We start from the raw sequence: 19335 nt of genomic DNA, 5'->3' as shown, positions 1-19335 counted from the left end.
TCACGCGCGCTAGCTTTTGAAAAAGCATGTGAATAAAGTAACATGCTTAAAACAAAGGAGAGAAAAAATGGAAACAAAAATCAATCGCTGGCTGATTCTGGTCGCTTCGACCGCAGTGTTACTGTGTACGGGCGCTGTTTACGCCTTTAGTGTTTTTGCAGGACCTCTTAGTCAATTAAAAGGTTGGTCCATGGAAGAGATCATGCTAGCCTTTACCATCAATGCCGCAGTTGGCCCGATTACCATGATTTTGGGTGGTTTGCTGACAGACCGAGGAGCCGCTAGATGGGTCATCGCTGGTGGAGGCGTGTTGTTCGGAGCGGGTTTCTTCCTGACGGGTTTGGTCAACTCACCCGCTATGCTGTACCTGACTTATGGAGTCTTTGCTGGTTTAGGGCAAGGCTTTGCCTATTCGGCTTGTTTAAGCAATACGATTCGGTTATTCCCGGATAAACGGGGACTGGCTTCGGGCTTGATCACAGCAGGTATGGGTGGGGCAGCGATTATTGCCGCACCGATTGCGAATCGTTTGATCGAATCACAAGATGTCTTAGCGGCGTTTCGGATTTTAGGAATTGCCTATATCGTGATCGTCTTGGTGGCTAGTCTATTTATTCGTAAAGCACCAGAAAATTACCGTCCAGCAGGTTGGCAACCAGCAGATCAAGGAAAAAATGGTCCTCAAATCAATCTAAATTGGTTGGACATGCTGAAGACACCAACTTTTTACTTGATTATTGTTATGTTAGGGGTAGGGGCTTTCTCAGGTTTGATGATTGCTTCCAACGCCTCAGTGATCGGGCAAAGTATGTTTGGTTTGACGGCAGTGGCCGCTGCCTTTTATGTCAGCTTGTACTCATTGAGCAACTGTTTTGGTCGTGTCCTTTGGGGCACCGTTTCTGATAAAATTGGTCGGACGAATACGTTGATGATCATCTATGGCGTGGTGGCATTGTCCTTATTCTTATTGACGCTTGGTCAAACAACTGTGATCTTCACTGTCGGGATCATCGGTTTAGGACTGTGCTTCGGGGGCGTGATGGGGGTTTTCCCATCGATCGTTATGGAAAATTACGGACCGATCAATCAAGGGGTCAACTATGGAATCGTCTTTATTGGTTATTCTACGGCGGCATTCTTTGGCCCCAGAGTGGCAGCAGCAATCGCAGAAAGTAACCAAGGAGATTATACAAAAGCCTTCTATACTGCAATTTTCTTAGCTGTTTTTGGGCTTGTTCTCAACATAGGCTATGCGATGCTAAAAAAAGCCAAAAAGCCCGCACCTGTTATTAAATAACAATTCACCAAAAGTAGTCTTTTTGATAAAGGCTGCTTTTTTGGTGCTAAAACAACTCTTTTTTCTTTTTTTAGAACAGAGTATTGGCTGATGAAGCAAAAGAGAAAACTGTTTCATAGCAAGAATTTATCTCGTTGATTTCACTGTTTTTTCATCTTAACCCCCCATTTTTTAATAAATCGTGTTACAATAATAAAAGGCTAATACGACGGAGGGATTAAATGACAATTCGTAAAGAACGACGCCGCTTAGAAAAGCGCTTGAAGCGCACGCAATATACCCAAAAAAGTATTACGATGGCTACTACTTTAGTAGCGGGATCAACGTTTATCCCGACCTTAGGGCATGCGGCTGAAACGGCAACGACAGAAACCAGCAATGACCTTAAGGTCGTTGAACAAACAACAAACACTACACCAGAAACCGACAGCACGCCGGTTGAGGAAACGACAGAATCAACGACAGCACCTGTTGTGACCGAAGAAACTTCGGAAATAACAGAGGAGTCAGGAGCTGAAGCAGTTACTGAGGGATCAGAAACAGCGACGACAGAAAGCACAACAGTCGCTAGTGATGATGTCTTAGAAGCAGATGAAGTACCATCAGCCCTTTCTGATTTGACTAGTCGGGCATTATTTTCACGGGCAACGATCGATCCGGCTGCCTTTATCAGTCAGATTTGCGGCTATGCAACGGAAGTGGCGGCAGCAAACGATCTGTATGCCTCTGTTATGATGGCACAAGCGATTTTGGAATCTGGTTGGGGCGCCTCGACTTTGACGACCACGGCCAACAATATGTTTGGGATCAAAGGCAGCTACAACGGCCAATACGTGACGATGGATACCTATGAAGATGATGGTTCTGGCAATTATTATTTGATCAGCGCTAAGTTTCGGAAATACCCATCATTAAAAGAGTCTTTTGAAGACAATGCATATGTGTTGCGCAACACGAGTTTTTCTAGCGGCAACTACTATTACAGCGGTGCATGGAAAAGCAATACGACCTCTTACACGCAAGCAACCGCTTGGCTACAAGGGCGGTATGCAACCGATACTTCTTATGCCAGCAAATTAAACAATTTGATCAGTACGTATAATTTAACGCAATATGATACTGGCAGCTCAAACACAGGTGGCGGCAATAGCAATGAAACGATCGTCAGTGATGAAACAGCGATCAATCAGCAGATGAAAACCACGTCATCTATGAATATTCGTTCCGATGCTTCCACCAGTGCCTCTATTACTGGTTCGTTAGCAGCTAATACGACGTTTACGGCAACGGCGACCAAAACCGGCACCAGCGTCAATGGCAACACCACGTGGTATAAGATTTCTGGCAAAGGTTGGGTCAGCGGCGCGTATTTGACGAAGGTTTCGACCGACTCTTCAAACAACAATAGCGGATCAGGCAACACCGGTTCTGACAATGGCAATTCCGGTACGACGATCAACAAGCAAATGAAGACGACGGAAGCGATGAATATTCGTTCTAGCGCGTCCACTAGCGGATCAGTGGTAGGGTCACTTAGCAAAGGCACGACCTTTACTGCCACTTCCATGAAAACCGGCACATCAGTCAATGGCAACAAAAATTGGTATTATGTCTCTGGCAAAGGTTGGGTCAGCGGTGCCTACCTTACTGAAGTGACCAACAATAATGCTTCTGAAGCGGAAAAAGAAGACAATGGTTCAAGTATCAATCAACAAATGAAAACGACGGCCGCATTGAATGTCCGCTCCGATGCTTCTACCAGCAGCCGTGTCGTGACAACGCTTGGTCAAGGGGTGACCGTTACCGTGACAGCGAAAAAGAACGGCACTTCAGTGGAAGGCAATAAAACGTGGTACTACGTTTCTGGCAAAGGTTGGGTCAGTGGTGCCTACTTGACAACAACCAGCAGCTCTTCCAATAATAACGGTTCAACAACCACAAATCAGCAAATGAAAACCACCGAGATTTTAAATGTTCGTTCCGATGCTTCTACCAGCAGTAGTATTACTGGTTCTTTAAGTAAAGGAGCAACCGTCACGGTTACCGCAACAAAAACCGGGACGACCGTCAATGGCACGAACAAATGGTATTATGTTTCTGGCAAAGGCTGGGTCAGTGGTGCCTACTTGACGTCTGCTAGCAGTGGGTCTTCTAATACGAATACCAGCAGCAGTTCAACGAAGACGCACACGGTGAAATCAGGGGACAGCTTATGGTCACTGGCACAAAAATATAATACCAGCATCAGCCAACTCGCATCATGGAACAACATCAACAGCAGCTATACGATCTTTGTCGGTCAAAAACTGATCGTTTCCAAGTAACAAGCAAAAAAACCGCGTGCAAGCCATTGGCTCACGCGGTTTTTTTATGATGGATCCGCTTCTTCCGGAGCAGCTAGTTTTTTTTTCAAGAAACCGCTTGTTTTCCGTAAGCGCAATCAAACTATTTGGTCAATCATAGAACCCTGCGTTAGAATGAAAGAAGCAATAGAAATTGCTAGTTTTAAAGGAATTGCTTCAGAACCAGAACGATCGAAGCGTACACAAAATAAGGAGGATTTCACATGCACAACAGAAACCTAACGATTATTGGCAGTTACGACACTCGAACAGAAGTATTACCGGTTATTGAGCAATTGACAAACGAAGGCTATGGCAAAGAGGATATCGTGCTGTTTGCGAATCAAACAGTCATCGATCAATTTGGGTTAGAATCCATCGACGATGTGGAAGTGGAGCAGGCAGCTAGTGAGGATGAAGATCGTTCGCTTTGGGAAAAAATCAAAGATGCTTTTTCTTTCGGCGATTCCGATCATAGGCATGATGAGCATGATCCGTTATATGGTTATCGTGATGACCTTGAACGAGACAAACTCGTTGTCGGTGTCTACGATTATCAGCCGATGGACAAAATAACCGATCGTGATGCAGATACTGGTCCGATCATCGATCAACCGTTACCAGGCGAAACAGCAATGCCAGATGAGTCCGTCCATCCAACGCCCCGCATGGGAGACAGCGATATTGAAGCACCGATCCATGACCCCAACCATCTGCGTAACTTATAAATAGAAGGGGTTAAACAATAAAGGAATCATTAAAGCCAGAGGAACAAGCATCCGTCGCACCTGCCAACCCTTAGTGAAGGGATGGGCCCGCAGGTGATCGGCAGTTGTCCTCGGGCTTTTTTTGTGCAACGGACAATTATGTCTTTGTCATTTTTGAAAATAAAACTTAATTTGTTGACGATTGCTTTTTTTTGTATAATATAAGAATGAGATAGAGCGTTGTCGGAAGAGCCAACCACATTTTTGGGGAAAGGATGGGGAGTGCGATGAAATTCAAGTTCAATATGCAGTCGGCATTAGTCAGTTGTTTTGTTGCGGTTTTTTTGAGTGTGGCGATCAATCAAGACGCCAATGCCTTTGTGGCTGCGCCCTTTGTACGAGATTCTTCCAGTAGTTCCTCCGAGCCACCTTACCAGACAGCAAGCAGCAGTATCGAAGAAACCTCTGATTCCAGTCAGATTTTTTATGAAGCCAGTGTTAGTTCTTACACATCGTCTTCAACGACTAGTCGCTCGATCGAAGCGTCGACAAATGAAGGCACGTCTGTTTCCGTAAGTGAAGCAGAGACAGATCCTAGCGTCAGCACTTCTGCAAGTAGCGAAAGCAGTTCGAGTACCGCTCCGAGTGGCGGATCAACCACCACCAGCGATACTTCTAGCAGTAGCGCTAGCAGCAGTTCTTCAAGCTCTTCCAGTACGAGTTCGACCAGTACTACAACAAGCAGCTCCAGCAGTGAAACGACTGAGCCGTCTTCAGAAACCTCCAATAGCGACGACGAAGCCGCGGAAGATACGAGTGAAAATGTTGATCTAACAGTCGAAGGGGCTCACTGAGCCTGACTGTAAAAATCAATCTCATCTAAAGGGACCATTTCAGCTAGGCCTTGTGCCTAGCTTTTTTATTTGCTTATGTTCAGAGCCACGAACACACCAAGTGCACGAAGGATGCGCGATTCCTCACTCTGAGACTTCAAAAAGTAGCAAAGAGGAAGGTTTTTTGGAGGATTGCTGGAACAGAAAAGAGCTGTCTTACGTTTTTATTCACTGCCTCCATAAAAAAAGCTGCACTTGCAAGCATATCATAAAGTGATTCTGAGTAGTTTCGCTATAATAAGTGCGAGGAGGGGTGTTATGGGAAAGTATTTTAAGCACTTCGAAAAAATGATTAGTGTGATTGTTGATATTATGTTAGGACTGTTGGTTCTTTTGGTTTTGGTGGTGATGGCGGAAGCGATCTACAAAATCGTTGTCCATGTGATCCCACTGCATGAAGTTAGCGATCTTTCCTTATTGATCGAAGAGATCGCGACATTGTTTATTTTACTGGAAATTATTTTGATGTTATTGCGTTACGTAAAAGAAGGTCACCATATTCCGGTGCGTTACTTGATTTTGATCAGTATTACAGCAATTTTAAGAGAGCTACTTTTGGCACAAGGAAAAGGGTTAGAAACGCTCTTTTTGGCCTTAGCGATCTTGGTCTTGATCATTGTGCTGCAGGCGTTGGAAAAACTCAAAGCCTTTCATAGTTCTAAAGGACTGTAAAAAAAATCATCCGATTGTTTGACGAATGACTCGTCAAGGGATCGGATGATTTTTTAATTCTTCAAAAAGCACTCGGCTTTCTTGCTGCAGCCGCTTGCCGATATCTGTTTGCCCTACCGTTGTTCTTTCCGTTTGCCGCACGACGATTTTTTTCTGAGTGACGATGTCACGTCGCTGCTGGATGGCTTGCTGGCGATCTGTAAAGGGTTGATGGGCTGCTAAGGTCATGCCGAAGGAATTTGACAACAGCGTGTAACCAGCAATGCCTGTGACGGATTGATAGGAGCGAGAGAGTCCGCCATCGATCACCAATAAACGACCATTTGCCTTGATGGGCGTCTCACCTTTACGCACTTTGACAGGGGTGTGGCCATTGATGATGTGGCCTGTCGGCGGCAGACCGAAGGCAGCTAGGACACGGCAGCAGAAGTCTTCGTTTTCCCTTAAAGAATAATAGGCATTTTTTTGTTCCGTATGGGTGTTGCGATCTGCTATAAAGTAGCGCTCAAAGGTTTTCATGGCTTTTTTGCCGAAGAGGGAAGAGCCTTCGCCGCACCAAAGATACCAGATCATATCGGTGGCAAGGTCTATTTGCTTTTCTGGTTGGGCAAAGCTTTCCTGCAAACATTGCTGAAAAAAGTCCATCAACGCTTTGCCTGCTAAGGGCTGCTGCTGGAAAGTAAAGGCCAGGAAATCGCCGTTTTCCTGACAAGGCAGGCAGCCGTGATACAGCAGGTTGTCGTTGAAGCGCTGGTACAATGTGCCATGCTCAACTAAAAAGCGCATATGCGCAGCTAAGCGGGGCGAGCGTTGAAATTGGCTCAGCAAATCTTGCAATACTTCATGTTCTTCGGCTGTCAAACGGTAAGGATCATCGGGATCTACTAGTTGAAAACAGCCGTTGATCAAAGGATAGGTCTGGTCTAGCTGGATTTGTTGCCGATCTTGAGACAAGCGATGCAATAAGCAGCGCTCTGCCATCGCAAATGCCGGTCGCCGCTGGATCACGGCTGCTTCGACTTTGAATTGGATGATGGCAAATGCCTGCTGCAAAAGCATGGCGGCTTTTTTTTGCTGGCTTGATAAAGGGTCCACTGTTTTTTGCGGATAAAAGCCGGCATTTTCTGTGTAATATTTTTGGCTAAAAGCCAGTGCTTTTGATAGATCGATCCCATAACCATCTTGTAATAATGCCAAATTGCCGTAGCGAGCAGCGATGCGGATCGTATTGGCCAAACAGGGCAGCGAGCCGCAAAAGCTACCGATCCACAAGATATCATGGTTGCCTAGCTGAATATCCAGTGAAGGCAAAGTCATCAAGCGATCGACGATTTTGTCTGGCGCCGGTCCTCGATCATAGATATCGCCTAAGACATGGAGATGGTCCACTACGAAACGCTGAATCAAGTACGCCAGTTCTTGGCAAAAAAGCGGGGCTGCCTCTAATTCAATGATCTTATCAAAAATCGCCTGATAGTAAGCTTCTTTATTGAAGTCGGCATCATATTGGTACAACAGTTCTTCTAAGATGTAAGCAAAAGAAGTCGGCAATGCTTTGCGTACCTTGGAGCGTGTGTATTTACTGGAAGTAAAGCGGGCAACTTTCACTAGCTGTGCCATCTTCAAGCGCCAATCGGCAGGGGTCCAGGCCTGTTCTTGTAATAGCTCCTCTGGATAATAAATGACAAAACAGAGTTCGGTCTGTTCTTCTTTCGTCAAGACACCGGTAAACAAAGTCTCGACTTTTTCTCGAATACTGCCAGAACCATTCCGCAAAATATGGTCAAAGGCATCGTATTCGCCATGCAGATCGCTGACAAAATGCTCGGTAGCTTTCGGCAGCTGCTGGATGGCTTCCAAGTTGATGATCTCGGTCAGGTTTGCCAAGGTGTCTTTATTGAACATGGGCCTGTTCTTTGGCTTGTTCTTCAATCAGCATCGCGCTTTCTTCAATGGAGCGTTTGCTGACATCGATCACCGGAATGTTCAGCTTTTTGAACCATTCATTCGCGTAGGCTAATTCTGCTTCGATTCGTTCACAATTGGTGTAATGGGTTTCTTCTTTCAAGCCCAATGAATGCATCCGGGACCGCCGGATTTCCGTAAGGGATTCTGGATTCGTAGTCAAACCGACCATTTTCCGTGGGTCTACTTGGTGCACTTCGGCTGGCAAAGCGACTTCAGGAATCAAAGGCAGATTCGCCACTTTGTAGCCGCGATTTGCCATGTATAGGCTCAATGGGGTCTTTGAGGTTCGCGAAACCCCTAATAGGACAAAGTCAGCATCGAGAAATCCCCGTGGGTCTTTGCCGTCGTCGTATTTCACCGCAAATTCCATCGCGGCCACCCGGCTGAAATATGCTTGGTTCAAGCGATGCAAGGCACCAGGCTCTTGGACGGCTTCTACACCGAATGTTTTTTCCAGCATCGTGGTCAAGGGCGACATAAAGTCGACATGCTGCAAGCCAGTCCGTTTGGCAAAGGCATCAACAAAAGCGACTAATTCTTTATTGACTAAGGTGGTAACGACGATCGATTTGTCTAGCAAGGCATCTTTGAGGATCTCGCCTAAGCTCTCTTCATCATTAGTAAAGGGAAAGAGCTGGATATCTGAAAGGTCGATCGTGGGAAACTGCGCGGAAACGGCGGCGATCAGCTTTTGTGCCGTTTCGCCTACGGAATCTGAAATCAAATATATTCGAACGTTCTTCATTGTTTTTGCCCCCTAAAAGTGTGTGTTGTCGCTGTCATTGCCTGCTTGAATAAAGTAATTCATCAGCCGCGTCTTCGTGATTTTGCCGATGACTTTTTTTGGTTCCTGTGGATCGACCACTGGCAAGGTATCGACTTCATGTCGTCCTAACAACGTACCAGCCGTCAAGATCGTTTCTTCCGGTGTGATGGTCACGATGTTTGGCATGCGAGTCATGATCATCGCTACGGGTGTTTTTTCCGGTGCGGCATTGCTGATCGCAAAGCGCAGCAGATCTTTGCGGGAGAGTACCCCAATCAGTTCGTCTTGGTCATTTTTGACATAGAGGGAACCGACATCGTACATAAACAAAGTCGTGACTGCTTCATAAACGGAGACCGTTTGTGAGATCAGCAACGGTGGGATCATGACTTCTGCAACTTTGGTATGGTAGAGTTTTTCGAAAAGCAAAGGCTCAACGGTTTGTCCTGTATAGAAATAGCCGACTTTCGGTCGGGCGTCTAATAAACCGGTCATGGTCAAAATCGATAAGTCATTCCGCAAGGTTGCGCGGCTCAAACCCAACTGCTTCGCAATGGTCTCCCCACTGATCGGCTGATGCTCTTTGACGATCTCAATGATTTTCATTTGTCTTTGGCTTAATTCCAATGTGTCACCTTCTTTCTTTTATGTGCTATGCTATTGATTATATGATTTTCCGAATGAAAAGGCAATCCTTCTCTTTTAAAAAGGATAAATCCCTTAAAAGTTTTCTTTTTTTGGCTTGACGATTAAATGTGTCATACTATATACTGCTAATTAATCGAAATAGTATACAACATTTAAAAGGAGGAACATGATGGAAAAAGCAGTCGTATGGTTTTCAGAAGGCACGAAAGAGCAAAAAGCATTATTAGGCGGGAAAGGGGCAAATCTTGCGGAGATGACCAATTTGGGTTTGCCTGTTCCTCAAGGATTTATCGTCCCGGCCACCATTTGCCTGACCTATTTAGAAGAACAGGTTCTTCCTGAGGCGATCATCAAGCAAGTCAAAGCTGCCATCGAAGAATTGGCAGTCCGCAGGAACAAAACATTTGGCGGACTGCAGTCGCCGTTATTGGTTTCTGTCCGCAGTGGTGCCAAGTTTTCCATGCCAGGGATGATGGATACGATTTTAAATCTTGGGTTGAATGATGAAACCGTCCAAGGATTGGCTCAGCAGACGGGGGACCCCGTCTTTGCTTATGATTGTTACCGCCGTTTGATCCAGATGTATGGGGATGTGGTGAAAGGTGTAGCAAAAGAACACTTTGAAGCCTATTTGACAGATTATAAGAAACGGCAGAATTATGTGTCAGACCAAATGATGACCGGCAATGACTGGCAAATGATCTGCCGCGTGTTTCAAAGTATTTATATGGAACATACCCAAGAAGCGTTTCCCCAAGACCCGTTTCAGCAATTATTGGCAGCCATCACGGCAGTTTTTCGCTCATGGAACAACCCACGGGCTAAGACCTACCGTTCCCTCCATCGGATCCCTGACGATCTAGGGACTGCCGTAACGATTCAAGAAATGGTTTTTGGCAACAGCGGGATAAATAGTGGGACGGGTGTCGCCTTCACCCGCAATCCAGCAACCGGGGAACCGGGACTTTTCGGCGAATTTCTAGTGTGTGCTCAAGGGGAAGATGTGGTTGCTGGCATTCGTACACCACAACCGATCCAAGCGTTGGCGCAACAACATCCTGTGATTTATCAGGAACTAAAGCAACTGGCTGAGGGGTTGGAGGATCACTATCAAGACATGCAAGACATTGAATTTACCATCGATGACGGCCAGTTGTTTGTCTTGCAAACAAGAAACGGCAAACGAACCGCCGCTGCGGCAGCGCAAATTGCAACGGATATGGTCGCAGAAGGTCGGATCACCATCAGGCAAGCCTTAGACCGAATCACACCAGAAATGATCGATCAATTGTTGCACCCGTTATTTGCCCCCGAAGCCTTGCAGCAAGCCGAAGCTTTTGCGCAGGGCTTGCCGGCTAGTCCAGGGGCAGCTTCAGGACATGTCTATTTCACTGCAGAGGCGGCGGAAAAAGCCAGCCGCACAGGAGAAAAAGTCCTGCTGCTGCGGCAGGAAACCTCACCTGAAGATATTGAAGGCATGGTGGTGAGTGAAGCGATCATTACCGCTCGTGGGGGGATGACTTCTCATGCGGCGGTGGTCGCCCGTGGTCTGGGGGTCTGCTGTGTGGTAGGGTGCGAGGCATTAAGTGTCGATGCATTTTTGAAACAGGCCCGCTGCGGCGAGCTGCTGATTGAAGAAGGTGACGTACTTTCCGTAGACGGCAGCACTGGCAAACTGTATCAAGGGCAGCTGCCTATGACCAGTGTACAGGAGCGGGTTTTGCTGGATCAGCTTTTGACGTGGGCACAAGCCCAGGCAGATCTAAAGGTTTACGCAAATGCGGAAACGAAAAATGACATTGAGGCTGCGCTGGCCTTTGGTGCAGCGGGCATCGGCTTAGCACGGACGGAGCATATGTTTTTTGGGGAAGCGCGTTTGTGGAAAATGCGGGAAGTCATCTTGGCAGAAACGAAGGCGGAACGATTGGCGGCTTTGGCTGAGATCAAGGCTTATCAAAAAGCCGATTTCCAAGAAATGCTGCAGGCCGCGCAAGGAAAGAAATGCACGATTCGTTTATTAGATCCACCACTCCATGAATTCTTGCCCCATGAGCATGAACGCCTTGAGATGGCCCGCCGCAGTAAAAAATCATTGGCAGTGATCGAGCGGCGAATTGACGAACTGCAAGAGGTCAATCCTATGATGGGGCATCGCGGCAGCCGTTTAGGACTCAGCTATCCAGAAATTTATGAAATGCAAACAGCGGCGATTTGTGAAGCGGCTGTGGAGTTGCGGCAGCAAGGAGTCGAGGTAGAGGCGGCGATCTTATTGCCCCTGATCAGTTTGCCCGCAGAGCTGCAGGTGTTGAAAGAGACGTTGACACAGGTGATCGCTCAAGCAGAAGCAACCCTTCAGCAACCGTTGCACATCGAGATCGGGATGATGATCGAGACGCCTAGAGCGTGCTTGATTGCTGGGGAGTGTGCTGAAGAGGCGGCGTTCTTTAGTTTTGGTACCAATGACTTGACCCAAATGACCTTTGGCTTTTCGCGGGATGATGCCGGCAGCTTTATTCAAGCCTATTTGCAGTCGGGGATCTTACAAGAAGATCCTTACCAGCACTTAGATCAGGTAGGTGTTGGCGCGTTGATGCGTCAAGCGATCGCCGGCGTAAGAGATCGTCAGCCAGAGCACTCGATCGGTGTTTGTGGCGAAGTCGGCAGCGATCCCTATTCTATTGCATTTTTGCGAGAGATCGGCATCGACTATGTTTCTTGTTCCCCATACCGGATCCCTGCTGCTTGGTTAGCGATCGCCCAATCAGCCCCCATTATCGAAGAGGCGTCAGTGAGCACCCGCTAAAATAGGAGAAAAAAATACACCGCAGTCCACTAGCAAGGTTCACTTGCTTGGTGGATTACGGCGTGCTCGTTTAGCGTCGTACTTACAGGGGCTGATCCGTTTTTTGGATCGCAGGTTTGCGTCCTTTTAAATACCAAGTGATCCCAATGACATGGGCGAGGTAGATGGCAGCGAGGACGAAACGTACCAGCAGATTGGAGATCAATAGTGCAGGAATTGCAAAAACTATCAGCATCATGGCAAACATCCGGAGCATTCCTTTGGTGCTCAGCTGTTTTTGTACGAGTGGTTTTTCAATGTATTTTTGATAATTTTCTGATTGAACCAAGCGTTGATAATAGGTATCGGAACTCCGCAGCCAGAAATAAGCCGTCAGCAAGTAAAAGACGGTTGTAGGTAAGAAAGGCAAAAATATTCCTAAAGTACCTAAACCGAATGTCAGTGATCCACAAAGAAAAAACAGTGTTTTTTTCAAAAGTAACCCTCCTTATTTGGGTGTTTCGTATCTTACCCTCAGTATAACGGAGGAGGGGCTGCTTGAACATGCGTTTTGTGCTTTTCCCCGTTTTTTAGCGGCAATAAGAGTTTTTCTTCCCCTTACTCCTGCTTTTTTGATAGACTAGAAACAACACAAAGGGGGAAGCAGCATGGAAACGATTGAATTGAATACCGGCATTCAGATTCCAGTGATCGGCAGCGGGACGAATACATTTGGGAAAGAAAACCGAGAATACCAAGGTGCGATCAATGATGATACGATAGAGCTATTGACTGCCATCAAGCTTGGGTATCGGCATTTTGATACGGCGATTTCTTACCGCAACGAAGCCGTGGTTGGCAAAGCCATCAAGGAAAGCGGGATTGACCGCAGCGAATTTTTCCTGACTTCTAAGATTCCTGGCAAACCAGAGCATACGCAAGATGCAGCTGCCGTGAAAGCGTCTGTCGAAGCGAGTTTAGCAGCCTTGCAGACGGAATCGATCGATCTTTATTTGATCCATCATCCGTGGGACAACTTGGCAGAGATCGCCGCTGTCTGGGCGGTTCTTGAGGCTTATGTCGATAAAGGAGTCTTAAAAGCGATCGGGGTGTCCAATTTCCAAGAAGAAGAACTCAGCTATTTATTGGCAAACAGTCGGATCAAACCAGCGGTCAATCAGATCGAATCGCATCCAGGCAAGTGGAATGATGCGATCATCTCGTATTCCTTAGACAATCAGGTAGTTCCAGAAGCCTGGGGTCCGCTTTCCCGGATTTCGGAAGCGGCACGGGAAACCTTGACCCAAATCGGTGAAGCGTATCAAAAAACCTGGAGCCAAGTGGTCTTGCGTTACCAAATCGAGCGTGGGGTGATCGTGATTCCGAAATCCCATTCAGAAAAACATCAAGCCGAAAATTTAGCGCTCTTTGATTTCGCTTTGACGGCGGAAGAAAAAGCCGTCATCAAAGAATTATAGGCAATAGAAGCGGTCCTATTAAAGGGACCCTACAGCCAGTGCGGAAACTTCCGTACTGGCTATTTTTATGCAGTCGCAACGCTCCTTGATGACTGAGGAGCTTTTCTATTCGTTACAACAGCAACTGTAAGCCTTAGCAAAAAAGAAAATACGCTTGCAGCCGTTTCTGACAATGAATCCTCTTAAATATTCAAAGAAATGACCGATTATCCTTACTAAGGGTCGTCTACGGACGAGTCTTCAGTGGATCGTGTGAAATTGGAAATGAAGGAGTGGCACAGTTGTGAAAAAAAGAAAAAAGACGATAGGAATTTATGTGATGATCACCTTGATGCTGGTTGCGGGGATCCCGATCATTGTCATGCTGACAAGTTCCTATTTAACCACCAAGAACTTATTGATTGAACGAAATGATTTGAACAAAGAAAGTGCCGTCAATTTGATCTTGGCGGAAGAAAAGAGTTTGCGCCGATCGACGGAAAGCAAATTGAAATCAATGGCTGAACTGCCAGCGATGAAAACAGAATTCAGCATGGGACGTATCCGTTCAGATCTTTCTTTAGCGATTGCTGGGAGCAACAGCTTCTTAGCAGTAACTTTTGGGACAGAAGATGATGAGTATGTGACCTTCAATCCCTTACCGGATGATTACAAGCCTACAATTCGGCCGTGGTACAAAGGGGCCGTGAAAGCCGAAGGAGAAGTGTATTGGACAGCACCTTATTTAGATACGGTGTCGAATCAATTTGTGACGTCGGCTTCGATCCGGGTCAAAAATTCCCATAATCAGGTGGGGGTTTTAAGCGTCGATGTTTCCTATGAAAGCATTCAAAACATCTTGTCTTCCTTTACCGTAGGGCGGACTGGGAATGTCACCTTAGTTTCAGAATCTGGGGTCATCGTGACCTCAAAAAATACCAAGCAAATCGGTAAGAATATCAAAGAAGAAGAAGTGTTCCAAAAAATCAAAGACGCCAAAGATCCGACAGGCATGGTTGGCTTAGGCGACTCGAATAAAGTCAGTGATGTGTTGTATGACAAGTCTGCTGATTCCAATGTTTGGGCGTACTCCGAAGTCAAAGCTAGTGATCTAGACAAAGAGTTAGGGGCGTTAGTCCGTACCACCATTATCGTTACTATCTTGATGCTGCTCTTTGTAGGACTGGTTTCGTATGCCGCGATCAAAGTAGTCGCTGCGATCATCGATTGCTTCAATCGTTACTTTAGAAAAGTCGGTGAAGGCAAACTAGAGAAGATGAGCAAAACCAAACGAGCCAAAGGCGAAAAATGGACATGGGATCAACTGGCACGCCGAGTTGTATATCCAGACAAAGCAGGCAATGAGATCCAGCAAATGGCGGACAATTACAATGTGATGATCGAAGGCACGGGTGCATTGATCCAAAAAGTACAAAAAGAAAGCAATAGTGTCGCAGGAATGTCGGATTCTTTATTAGAATTGTCAAAACAAACCAATATTGCGACAGAAGAAGTCTCTCAAACCATTACGGGGATTGCTGAAGTGACCGGTGCTCAAGCCCAAGAAACAGAATACAGCGTGTCACAAATGCAAAACCTCTCGCAGGTCGTGAAAGAATTACGAGAAAATGTTGGCGGCATGAGCAGCAAGTCGCAAGAATCTACGAAGATCAATCAAGAAAACTTAACGATCATGGATCAAGTCGATGACAGTTGGCGACAAGAGTTGGCACAGATGGAGCGCTTGATGTCGAATATGACGGGAATGAATGATAGTATCCAAAATATCAACTCGATCATTGGGGTCATCAACGATATTTCTTACCAAACCAACTTGCTAGCCTTGAATGCATCAATCGAAGCCGCAAGTGCTGGCGAGTCTGGCAAAGGCTTTGCCGTCGTGGCTGCTGAGATCCGTAAATTGGCGGAACAAAGCAAAGCTTCTACCAAAGAGATCGAAGCGATCATTGAAGAAATTCGTGAGCAGTCTAGTCAAATGGTCAAACAAACGTCGGCGTCTGTCAAAGGCGGCGTTCGCCAAACCAACTTGATCAAAGAAGCGATCTCATCTTCAAAAGAAGTTTTCCAACGCAGTAGCTATATGATCGAAGGCATCCATCATATTGAAGCAGCCAGTGCTCGTATCGAAAATATTCAAAACAGTGTACTGGAAAACTTAGAAAACATTTCCGCATCAACGGAAGAAAATGCCGCTGGCACACAAGAAGTTTCCGCAAATGCAGAAGAAGTCTTGGCAACCATGGATGAATTTACCAACCATGTGGCCGACCTCAGAGACATTGCAGAAGAGTTGAAGCGATTGACCAATCGTTTTGAAGTGGAGAAATAAATCAAGCAAAAAAATCACTCATCAGCTATTCGCAAGAATGGCTGATGAGTGATTTTTGTTTGTTGAGGAGGAGACTACAAAAAAAACCAAGACGAATGTTGCTCATCTTGGCTTTTCATAATGATATTTATAAAACCTTATTATGGGCTATTGTGTCGTTTCGGTCCGCTGGATGATCATCTCCACGCGGCGGTTTTCCGAGCGGCCTTGTGGGGTGTTGTTATCGGCTTTCGGTTCGGTATCGGCAAAGGCTTGGATGGCAGCATTTTTTTCTAAAACGGCGCCTTTGCTGATGAAGTATTCCATAACGGTAATCGCACGAGCGGAACTAAGATCCCAGTTAGATTGGTAGCGGCCATTGCCTTTTTCCGGTACGTTATCGGTATGCCCGGCGATCACGATTTTGTTGGCTTTTAGTTTTTTCAGTGAGTCCGATAGTAGATCCAGTGACTGACGAGTGGTGTCCGTGATCTCGGCGCTACCAGAGGCAAACAAGATGCTGCTGGCTAGCGTGATATGCAAGCCATCGGATTCCAAGCGGACTTCTGTCTGGTCTTTTAAGCCAGAAGCGGCGAGTTCTTGAGATAGCTGGTCACTGATTTTTTCTAACTGCTGATTTTCCAGTTGGGTCCGGACCGCTGCTTCTTGCGCTTGTGCTTCGGCAGAAGTGGCGGCTTTTTTTCGCGGCGTGGTCTCGCCCATATCGATCACTGACCCGATGACGGAGGCGTTGCTGTGGTGGCTGGAAAGGATGGTGCCGAATTCGCTTCGGATTTCTTGAAACTTCTCATCATCGACTTTCGCCATGGCAAACATGACGATGAATAAGGCCAGCAGCAAGGTCAACATATCCGAGTAAGGCAAAAGCCACGCTTCGTCTACATGTTCTTCATGTTTCTTTTTTCGCTTCATGTCGCTTCACCCTTTATAATTGTTCTTGCCGTTTTTTCGGATCGATCAAGCTGTATAATTTTTTCTCAATACTTTTCGGCGATTGTCCGGCTTGGATCGCTAAGACCCCTTCCACGATGATCGACATCATTTGGACTTCTTGCTCCGATTTCAAAGTTAATCGTGAGCTAAAAGGAATGAACAGCACATAACCGAAGAAAATACCATAAAGGGTCGCCACAAAAGCCGCCGAGATCATATGACCCAGTGCTTCTACATCCTCTAAATTGCCTAGCGCCCCTATCAGCCCGATCACGGCTCCTAACACCCCTAAGGTCGGGGAACTCGTGCCGGCGGTTTTAAAAATAGCCGAGCCGATGCGATGCCGTTCTTCGATCCCATAGATCTCATTTTCCATGATTTCTTGGATCTGTTCGGCAGCGATGCCATCCACCACCATTTCCAAGCCCTTTTTTAAAAAAGGATCTTCTAAGTTTTGGATAGCACCTTCAAGAGATAGTAGGCCATCGCGCCGAGCTTGGTTAGCTAATTCAACGATGGTATTGATGGTTGTTTTTAAGTCGTATTCTTTATTTTTCAGCAGAACGCCGAAGATCTTCGGGATTTTTTTGATATCACTGCTGGGAAATGAATTGATAACGGCTGCGATCACACCGACGAAAATGATGATCGCGGCTGCCGGATTGATCAAAACGGCCACATTGGCACCTTTTACAATCATCCCAACCACCACAGATATCAATCCTAAAATAATACCGATCAGCAAGAAAAAATCCATTTGTTGCGTCCTCCTAAATTCTATTTCCAGGTTTTAAACCCTCATTTATTTTATCGGTGAATTAAAATCATTCTTAATAGCAAAAAAAAATAATCCAAAAAATAACTAAAATAAATTTTCTGTTTCTCCTTTTTTTGTTCTTTTTTTGACAAGTTTCGTCAAATTGTTGAAATGGTACAGCTTGCAATTTTTGTGAATATTTATAGATGGTACCGTTTTTTTTCGTGAAGCGTTTCTCAGGGTTTGTCATGTCAACAGGCACAAATGAAAATTTTTTAATCAATTTTTCGAATAATACTTGTTTTTTTATCAAAAAACTGATTTTGATCAAAAGGCATAGATATGCTTGTAAAACGCTTTATATCGATCGTTTGCTTTTTATAACTGGGGACGAAATTGCGATGAAACAGTGTTTAACAAATAACATAACACGTCTGTAACTTAAATGTCATATCCGTAAAGTTGCAAAAATCAAATTGTAAAATAAAAATAATTCTACTATAATGACATCACGTCTTCTTGTTTTTTTAATCTATAACAAAAAAATAAATAAATATATTTGTTTCTGTTCCATCGATGAAAAAAACGTTTGGTACAGAAGGTGGAAGGAGCAATTATTGTTGGATACCTATGATTTATTAAAAACAGCTATGAACGTTTCTGCACAACGCGCAGAATTGATTTCGTCTAATATCGCTAATGTCAACACGGATGGGTACAAAGCAAAACGCATCGTGTTTGAAAGCGAATTAAAGCAGGCACTCGCTTTGTCAGGGACCGACGCTGTAACAGAAGCGTCAGTTTCTCAAGTAAAACCGAAAATCACTGAAAATGCAACTACCAGTATCAAAGACAACGGCAATAACGTGGATCTTGAGGTAGAGATGTTGGATCAAGCAGCCAATGGGTTGTATTACAGTGCATTGACCGCACAAGTCAACGGACGCTTGCAAATGATGAACCTTGTCTTGAGTAATTGATAGAAAGCGCAGGAAAAACAAATGGGTATATTTAACGGACTAACGATCAACGCGAGCGGTCTAGCATTGGAACGGTTAAAACTAGATACGATCTCCAGCAATATCGCAAATGTAAATACAAATCAAACACAAACAACCGCGGCTTATCAAAAAAAGAGTATTCTTTTTTCAGAAAATTTAAAAAATAGTCGTGAAGGAACACCTGCTACATACGGTGTCAAAGTGACGGGGATCGCTGCCGATGAGACGGAAAAACTGACCTATGATCCTACCAATCCCGCTGCCAACGCTGAGGGATATGTCGGTCAATCAAATGTGGATATTGCCGATGAAATGGTGGCAATGTTGCAAGCGGTTCGAACGTACGAAGCCAATGTTTCTGCTTCAGAAATGAATAAAACAATCTTGAAAAAAGCATTAGAAATATCAAAGGGGTAACGAGAAAATGGATGGACTTTTAACGACAGGATTAACAGACTACCAAAACGTTTTGCGGACACTAGGCACGGGGGCTGCTTCAAACGAGACTAGTGTTGTGGGCACCAAGGAAAACCAGTTTTCTTCCTACTTGACCAATGCGGTCGATCAGTTGAATCAAAAAACGGCGGTCATGGATCAAGATACTGTCAATTTGATCACCGGCGATGAAAGCGATCTAGGCAATGTGATGATTCGCATGACGGAGGCGCAATTGGCGCTACAAACAGCCGTTCAAGTACGAAACAAGTGTTTAGAAGCTTACAATGACGTGAAAAATATGCAGTTTTAGCAGTGGGTGAGGGA

Annotated in this window: 17 protein-coding genes; 11 read left to right on the top strand and 6 right to left on the bottom strand. The window is 45.5% G+C overall.

Going from position 1 to position 19335, the window contains the following annotated elements; genetic code table 11:
• Positions 1-67 precede the first annotated feature (67 nt).
• From IGI89_RS04540 to IGI89_RS04520, 5 genes are all read left to right on the top strand, one after another.
• Positions 68-1297 (top strand): L-lactate MFS transporter, encoded by a 1230-nt coding sequence (locus IGI89_RS04540; protein ID WP_438735370.1) that lies wholly within the window; start codon positions 68-70, stop codon positions 1295-1297.
• A 221-nt stretch (positions 1298-1518) separates the two neighbouring features.
• The gene (locus IGI89_RS04535; protein WP_086332851.1) at positions 1519-3621 is read left to right on the top strand and encodes an SH3 domain-containing protein; all 2103 of its coding nucleotides are present in this window, start codon (positions 1519-1521) and stop codon (positions 3619-3621) included.
• A 242-nt stretch (positions 3622-3863) separates the two neighbouring features.
• Positions 3864-4367, top strand: coding sequence for a general stress protein (locus IGI89_RS04530; RefSeq protein WP_008376644.1), 504 nt, complete (start codon positions 3864-3866; stop codon positions 4365-4367).
• A 266-nt stretch (positions 4368-4633) separates the two neighbouring features.
• Complete coding sequence (locus IGI89_RS04525; RefSeq protein ID WP_086316739.1) at positions 4634-5200, top strand: hypothetical protein; 567 nt, start codon at positions 4634-4636, stop codon at positions 5198-5200.
• 297 nt (positions 5201-5497) lie between these two features.
• Entirely contained in the window at positions 5498-5911 is a 414-nt protein-coding gene (locus tag IGI89_RS04520) for a phosphate-starvation-inducible PsiE family protein (protein WP_010748527.1), read from the top strand.
• 33 nt (positions 5912-5944) lie between these two features.
• Here the strand turns inward: IGI89_RS04520 and IGI89_RS04515 are convergent, their stop codons facing one another.
• The 3 genes from IGI89_RS04515 to IGI89_RS04505 are packed head-to-tail and all read right to left on the bottom strand — an operon-like array spanning position 5945 to position 9272.
• Complete coding sequence (locus IGI89_RS04515) at positions 5945-7816, bottom strand: fructose-1,6-bisphosphatase (RefSeq protein WP_101698735.1); 1872 nt, start codon at positions 7814-7816, stop codon at positions 5945-5947.
• Positions 7806-8624 (bottom strand): pyruvate, water dikinase regulatory protein, encoded by an 819-nt coding sequence (locus tag IGI89_RS04510; protein ID WP_005232818.1) that lies wholly within the window; start codon positions 8622-8624, stop codon positions 7806-7808. The genes IGI89_RS04515 and IGI89_RS04510 overlap by 11 nt, the downstream gene beginning before the upstream one ends.
• Positions 8625-8636: 12 nt before the next feature.
• A complete protein-coding gene (locus tag IGI89_RS04505) occupies positions 8637-9272 on the bottom strand; it encodes a helix-turn-helix transcriptional regulator (protein WP_005232817.1) in 636 nt (211 codons plus the stop codon).
• A 190-nt stretch (positions 9273-9462) separates the two neighbouring features.
• Between IGI89_RS04505 and ppdK the strand changes: the two genes are divergently transcribed.
• A complete protein-coding gene (gene ppdK, locus IGI89_RS04500; protein ID WP_429960317.1) occupies positions 9463-12096 on the top strand; it encodes a pyruvate, phosphate dikinase in 2634 nt (877 codons plus the stop codon).
• 82 nt (positions 12097-12178) lie between these two features.
• On the opposite strand, the gene IGI89_RS04495 is transcribed toward ppdK, so the two are convergent.
• Entirely contained in the window at positions 12179-12571 is a 393-nt protein-coding gene (locus IGI89_RS04495) for a YbaN family protein (RefSeq protein ID WP_086293551.1), read from the bottom strand.
• Between the two features lie 172 nt (positions 12572-12743).
• On the opposite strand from IGI89_RS04495, the gene IGI89_RS04490 reads away from it, so the two are divergent.
• The gene (locus IGI89_RS04490) at positions 12744-13553 is read left to right on the top strand and encodes an aldo/keto reductase family protein (protein WP_438735369.1); all 810 of its coding nucleotides are present in this window, start codon (positions 12744-12746) and stop codon (positions 13551-13553) included.
• Positions 13554-13836: 283 nt separating this feature from the next.
• A complete protein-coding gene (locus IGI89_RS04485) occupies positions 13837-15882 on the top strand; it encodes a methyl-accepting chemotaxis protein (RefSeq protein WP_438735368.1) in 2046 nt (681 codons plus the stop codon).
• A 147-nt stretch (positions 15883-16029) separates the two neighbouring features.
• Here IGI89_RS04485 and IGI89_RS04480 read toward each other — a convergent pair whose 3' ends face one another.
• Together IGI89_RS04480 and motA are read right to left on the bottom strand one after the other, a co-directional pair.
• Positions 16030-16794 (bottom strand): OmpA/MotB family protein, encoded by a 765-nt coding sequence (locus tag IGI89_RS04480; protein WP_008376629.1) that lies wholly within the window; start codon positions 16792-16794, stop codon positions 16030-16032.
• A gap of 13 nt (positions 16795-16807) precedes the next feature.
• Positions 16808-17572, bottom strand: a complete 765-nt coding sequence (gene motA, locus IGI89_RS04475) for a flagellar motor stator protein MotA (RefSeq protein WP_005232810.1) — start codon at positions 17570-17572, stop codon at positions 16808-16810.
• Between the two features lie 617 nt (positions 17573-18189).
• On the opposite strand from motA, the gene flgB reads away from it, so the two are divergent.
• From flgB to fliE, 3 genes are read left to right on the top strand one after another with little or no spacing between them, the layout of a single operon-like run.
• Complete coding sequence (gene flgB / locus IGI89_RS04470; protein WP_438735367.1) at positions 18190-18552, top strand: flagellar basal body rod protein FlgB; 363 nt, start codon at positions 18190-18192, stop codon at positions 18550-18552.
• 21 nt (positions 18553-18573) lie between these two features.
• Positions 18574-18990, top strand: a complete 417-nt coding sequence (gene flgC, locus IGI89_RS04465; protein ID WP_005232807.1) for a flagellar basal body rod protein FlgC — start codon at positions 18574-18576, stop codon at positions 18988-18990.
• Between the two features lie 7 nt (positions 18991-18997).
• On the top strand, positions 18998-19321 hold the full coding sequence (fliE, locus tag IGI89_RS04460; protein ID WP_005232801.1) for a flagellar hook-basal body complex protein FliE: 324 nt from the start codon (positions 18998-19000) through the stop codon (positions 19319-19321).
• Positions 19322-19335 lie beyond the last annotated feature (14 nt).

Source organism: Enterococcus sp. AZ141, assembly GCF_051714385.1.
Classification (GTDB): Bacteria; Bacillota; Bacilli; order Lactobacillales; family Enterococcaceae; genus Enterococcus_D; species Enterococcus_D entomosocium.
This window is presented reverse-complemented; position numbering and strand designations above follow the sequence as displayed.

Excerpts from the sequence above, each read along its gene's own strand:
- IGI89_RS04515 (WP_101698735.1), bottom strand. The coding sequence starts at position 7,816 with ATGTTCAATAAAGACACCTTGGCAAACCTGACCGAGATCATCAACTTG.
- IGI89_RS04510 (WP_005232818.1), bottom strand. The coding sequence starts at position 8,624 with ATGAAGAACGTTCGAATATATTTGATTTCAGATTCCGTAGGCGAAACG.
- IGI89_RS04530 (WP_008376644.1), top strand. The coding sequence starts at position 3,864 with ATGCACAACAGAAACCTAACGATTATTGGCAGTTACGACACTCGAACA.
- fliE (WP_005232801.1), top strand. The coding sequence starts at position 18,998 with ATGGATGGACTTTTAACGACAGGATTAACAGACTACCAAAACGTTTTG.
- IGI89_RS04520 (WP_010748527.1), top strand. The coding sequence starts at position 5,498 with ATGGGAAAGTATTTTAAGCACTTCGAAAAAATGATTAGTGTGATTGTT.
- IGI89_RS04535 (WP_086332851.1), top strand. The coding sequence starts at position 1,519 with ATGACAATTCGTAAAGAACGACGCCGCTTAGAAAAGCGCTTGAAGCGC.
- motA (WP_005232810.1), bottom strand. The coding sequence starts at position 17,572 with ATGGATTTTTTCTTGCTGATCGGTATTATTTTAGGATTGATATCTGTG.
- IGI89_RS04480 (WP_008376629.1), bottom strand. The coding sequence starts at position 16,794 with ATGAAGCGAAAAAAGAAACATGAAGAACATGTAGACGAAGCGTGGCTT.
- flgC (WP_005232807.1), top strand. The coding sequence starts at position 18,574 with ATGGGTATATTTAACGGACTAACGATCAACGCGAGCGGTCTAGCATTG.
- ppdK (WP_429960317.1), top strand. The coding sequence starts at position 9,463 with ATGGAAAAAGCAGTCGTATGGTTTTCAGAAGGCACGAAAGAGCAAAAA.
- IGI89_RS04490 (WP_438735369.1), top strand. The coding sequence starts at position 12,744 with ATGGAAACGATTGAATTGAATACCGGCATTCAGATTCCAGTGATCGGC.
- IGI89_RS04540 (WP_438735370.1), top strand. The coding sequence starts at position 68 with ATGGAAACAAAAATCAATCGCTGGCTGATTCTGGTCGCTTCGACCGCA.
- IGI89_RS04525 (WP_086316739.1), top strand. The coding sequence starts at position 4,634 with ATGAAATTCAAGTTCAATATGCAGTCGGCATTAGTCAGTTGTTTTGTT.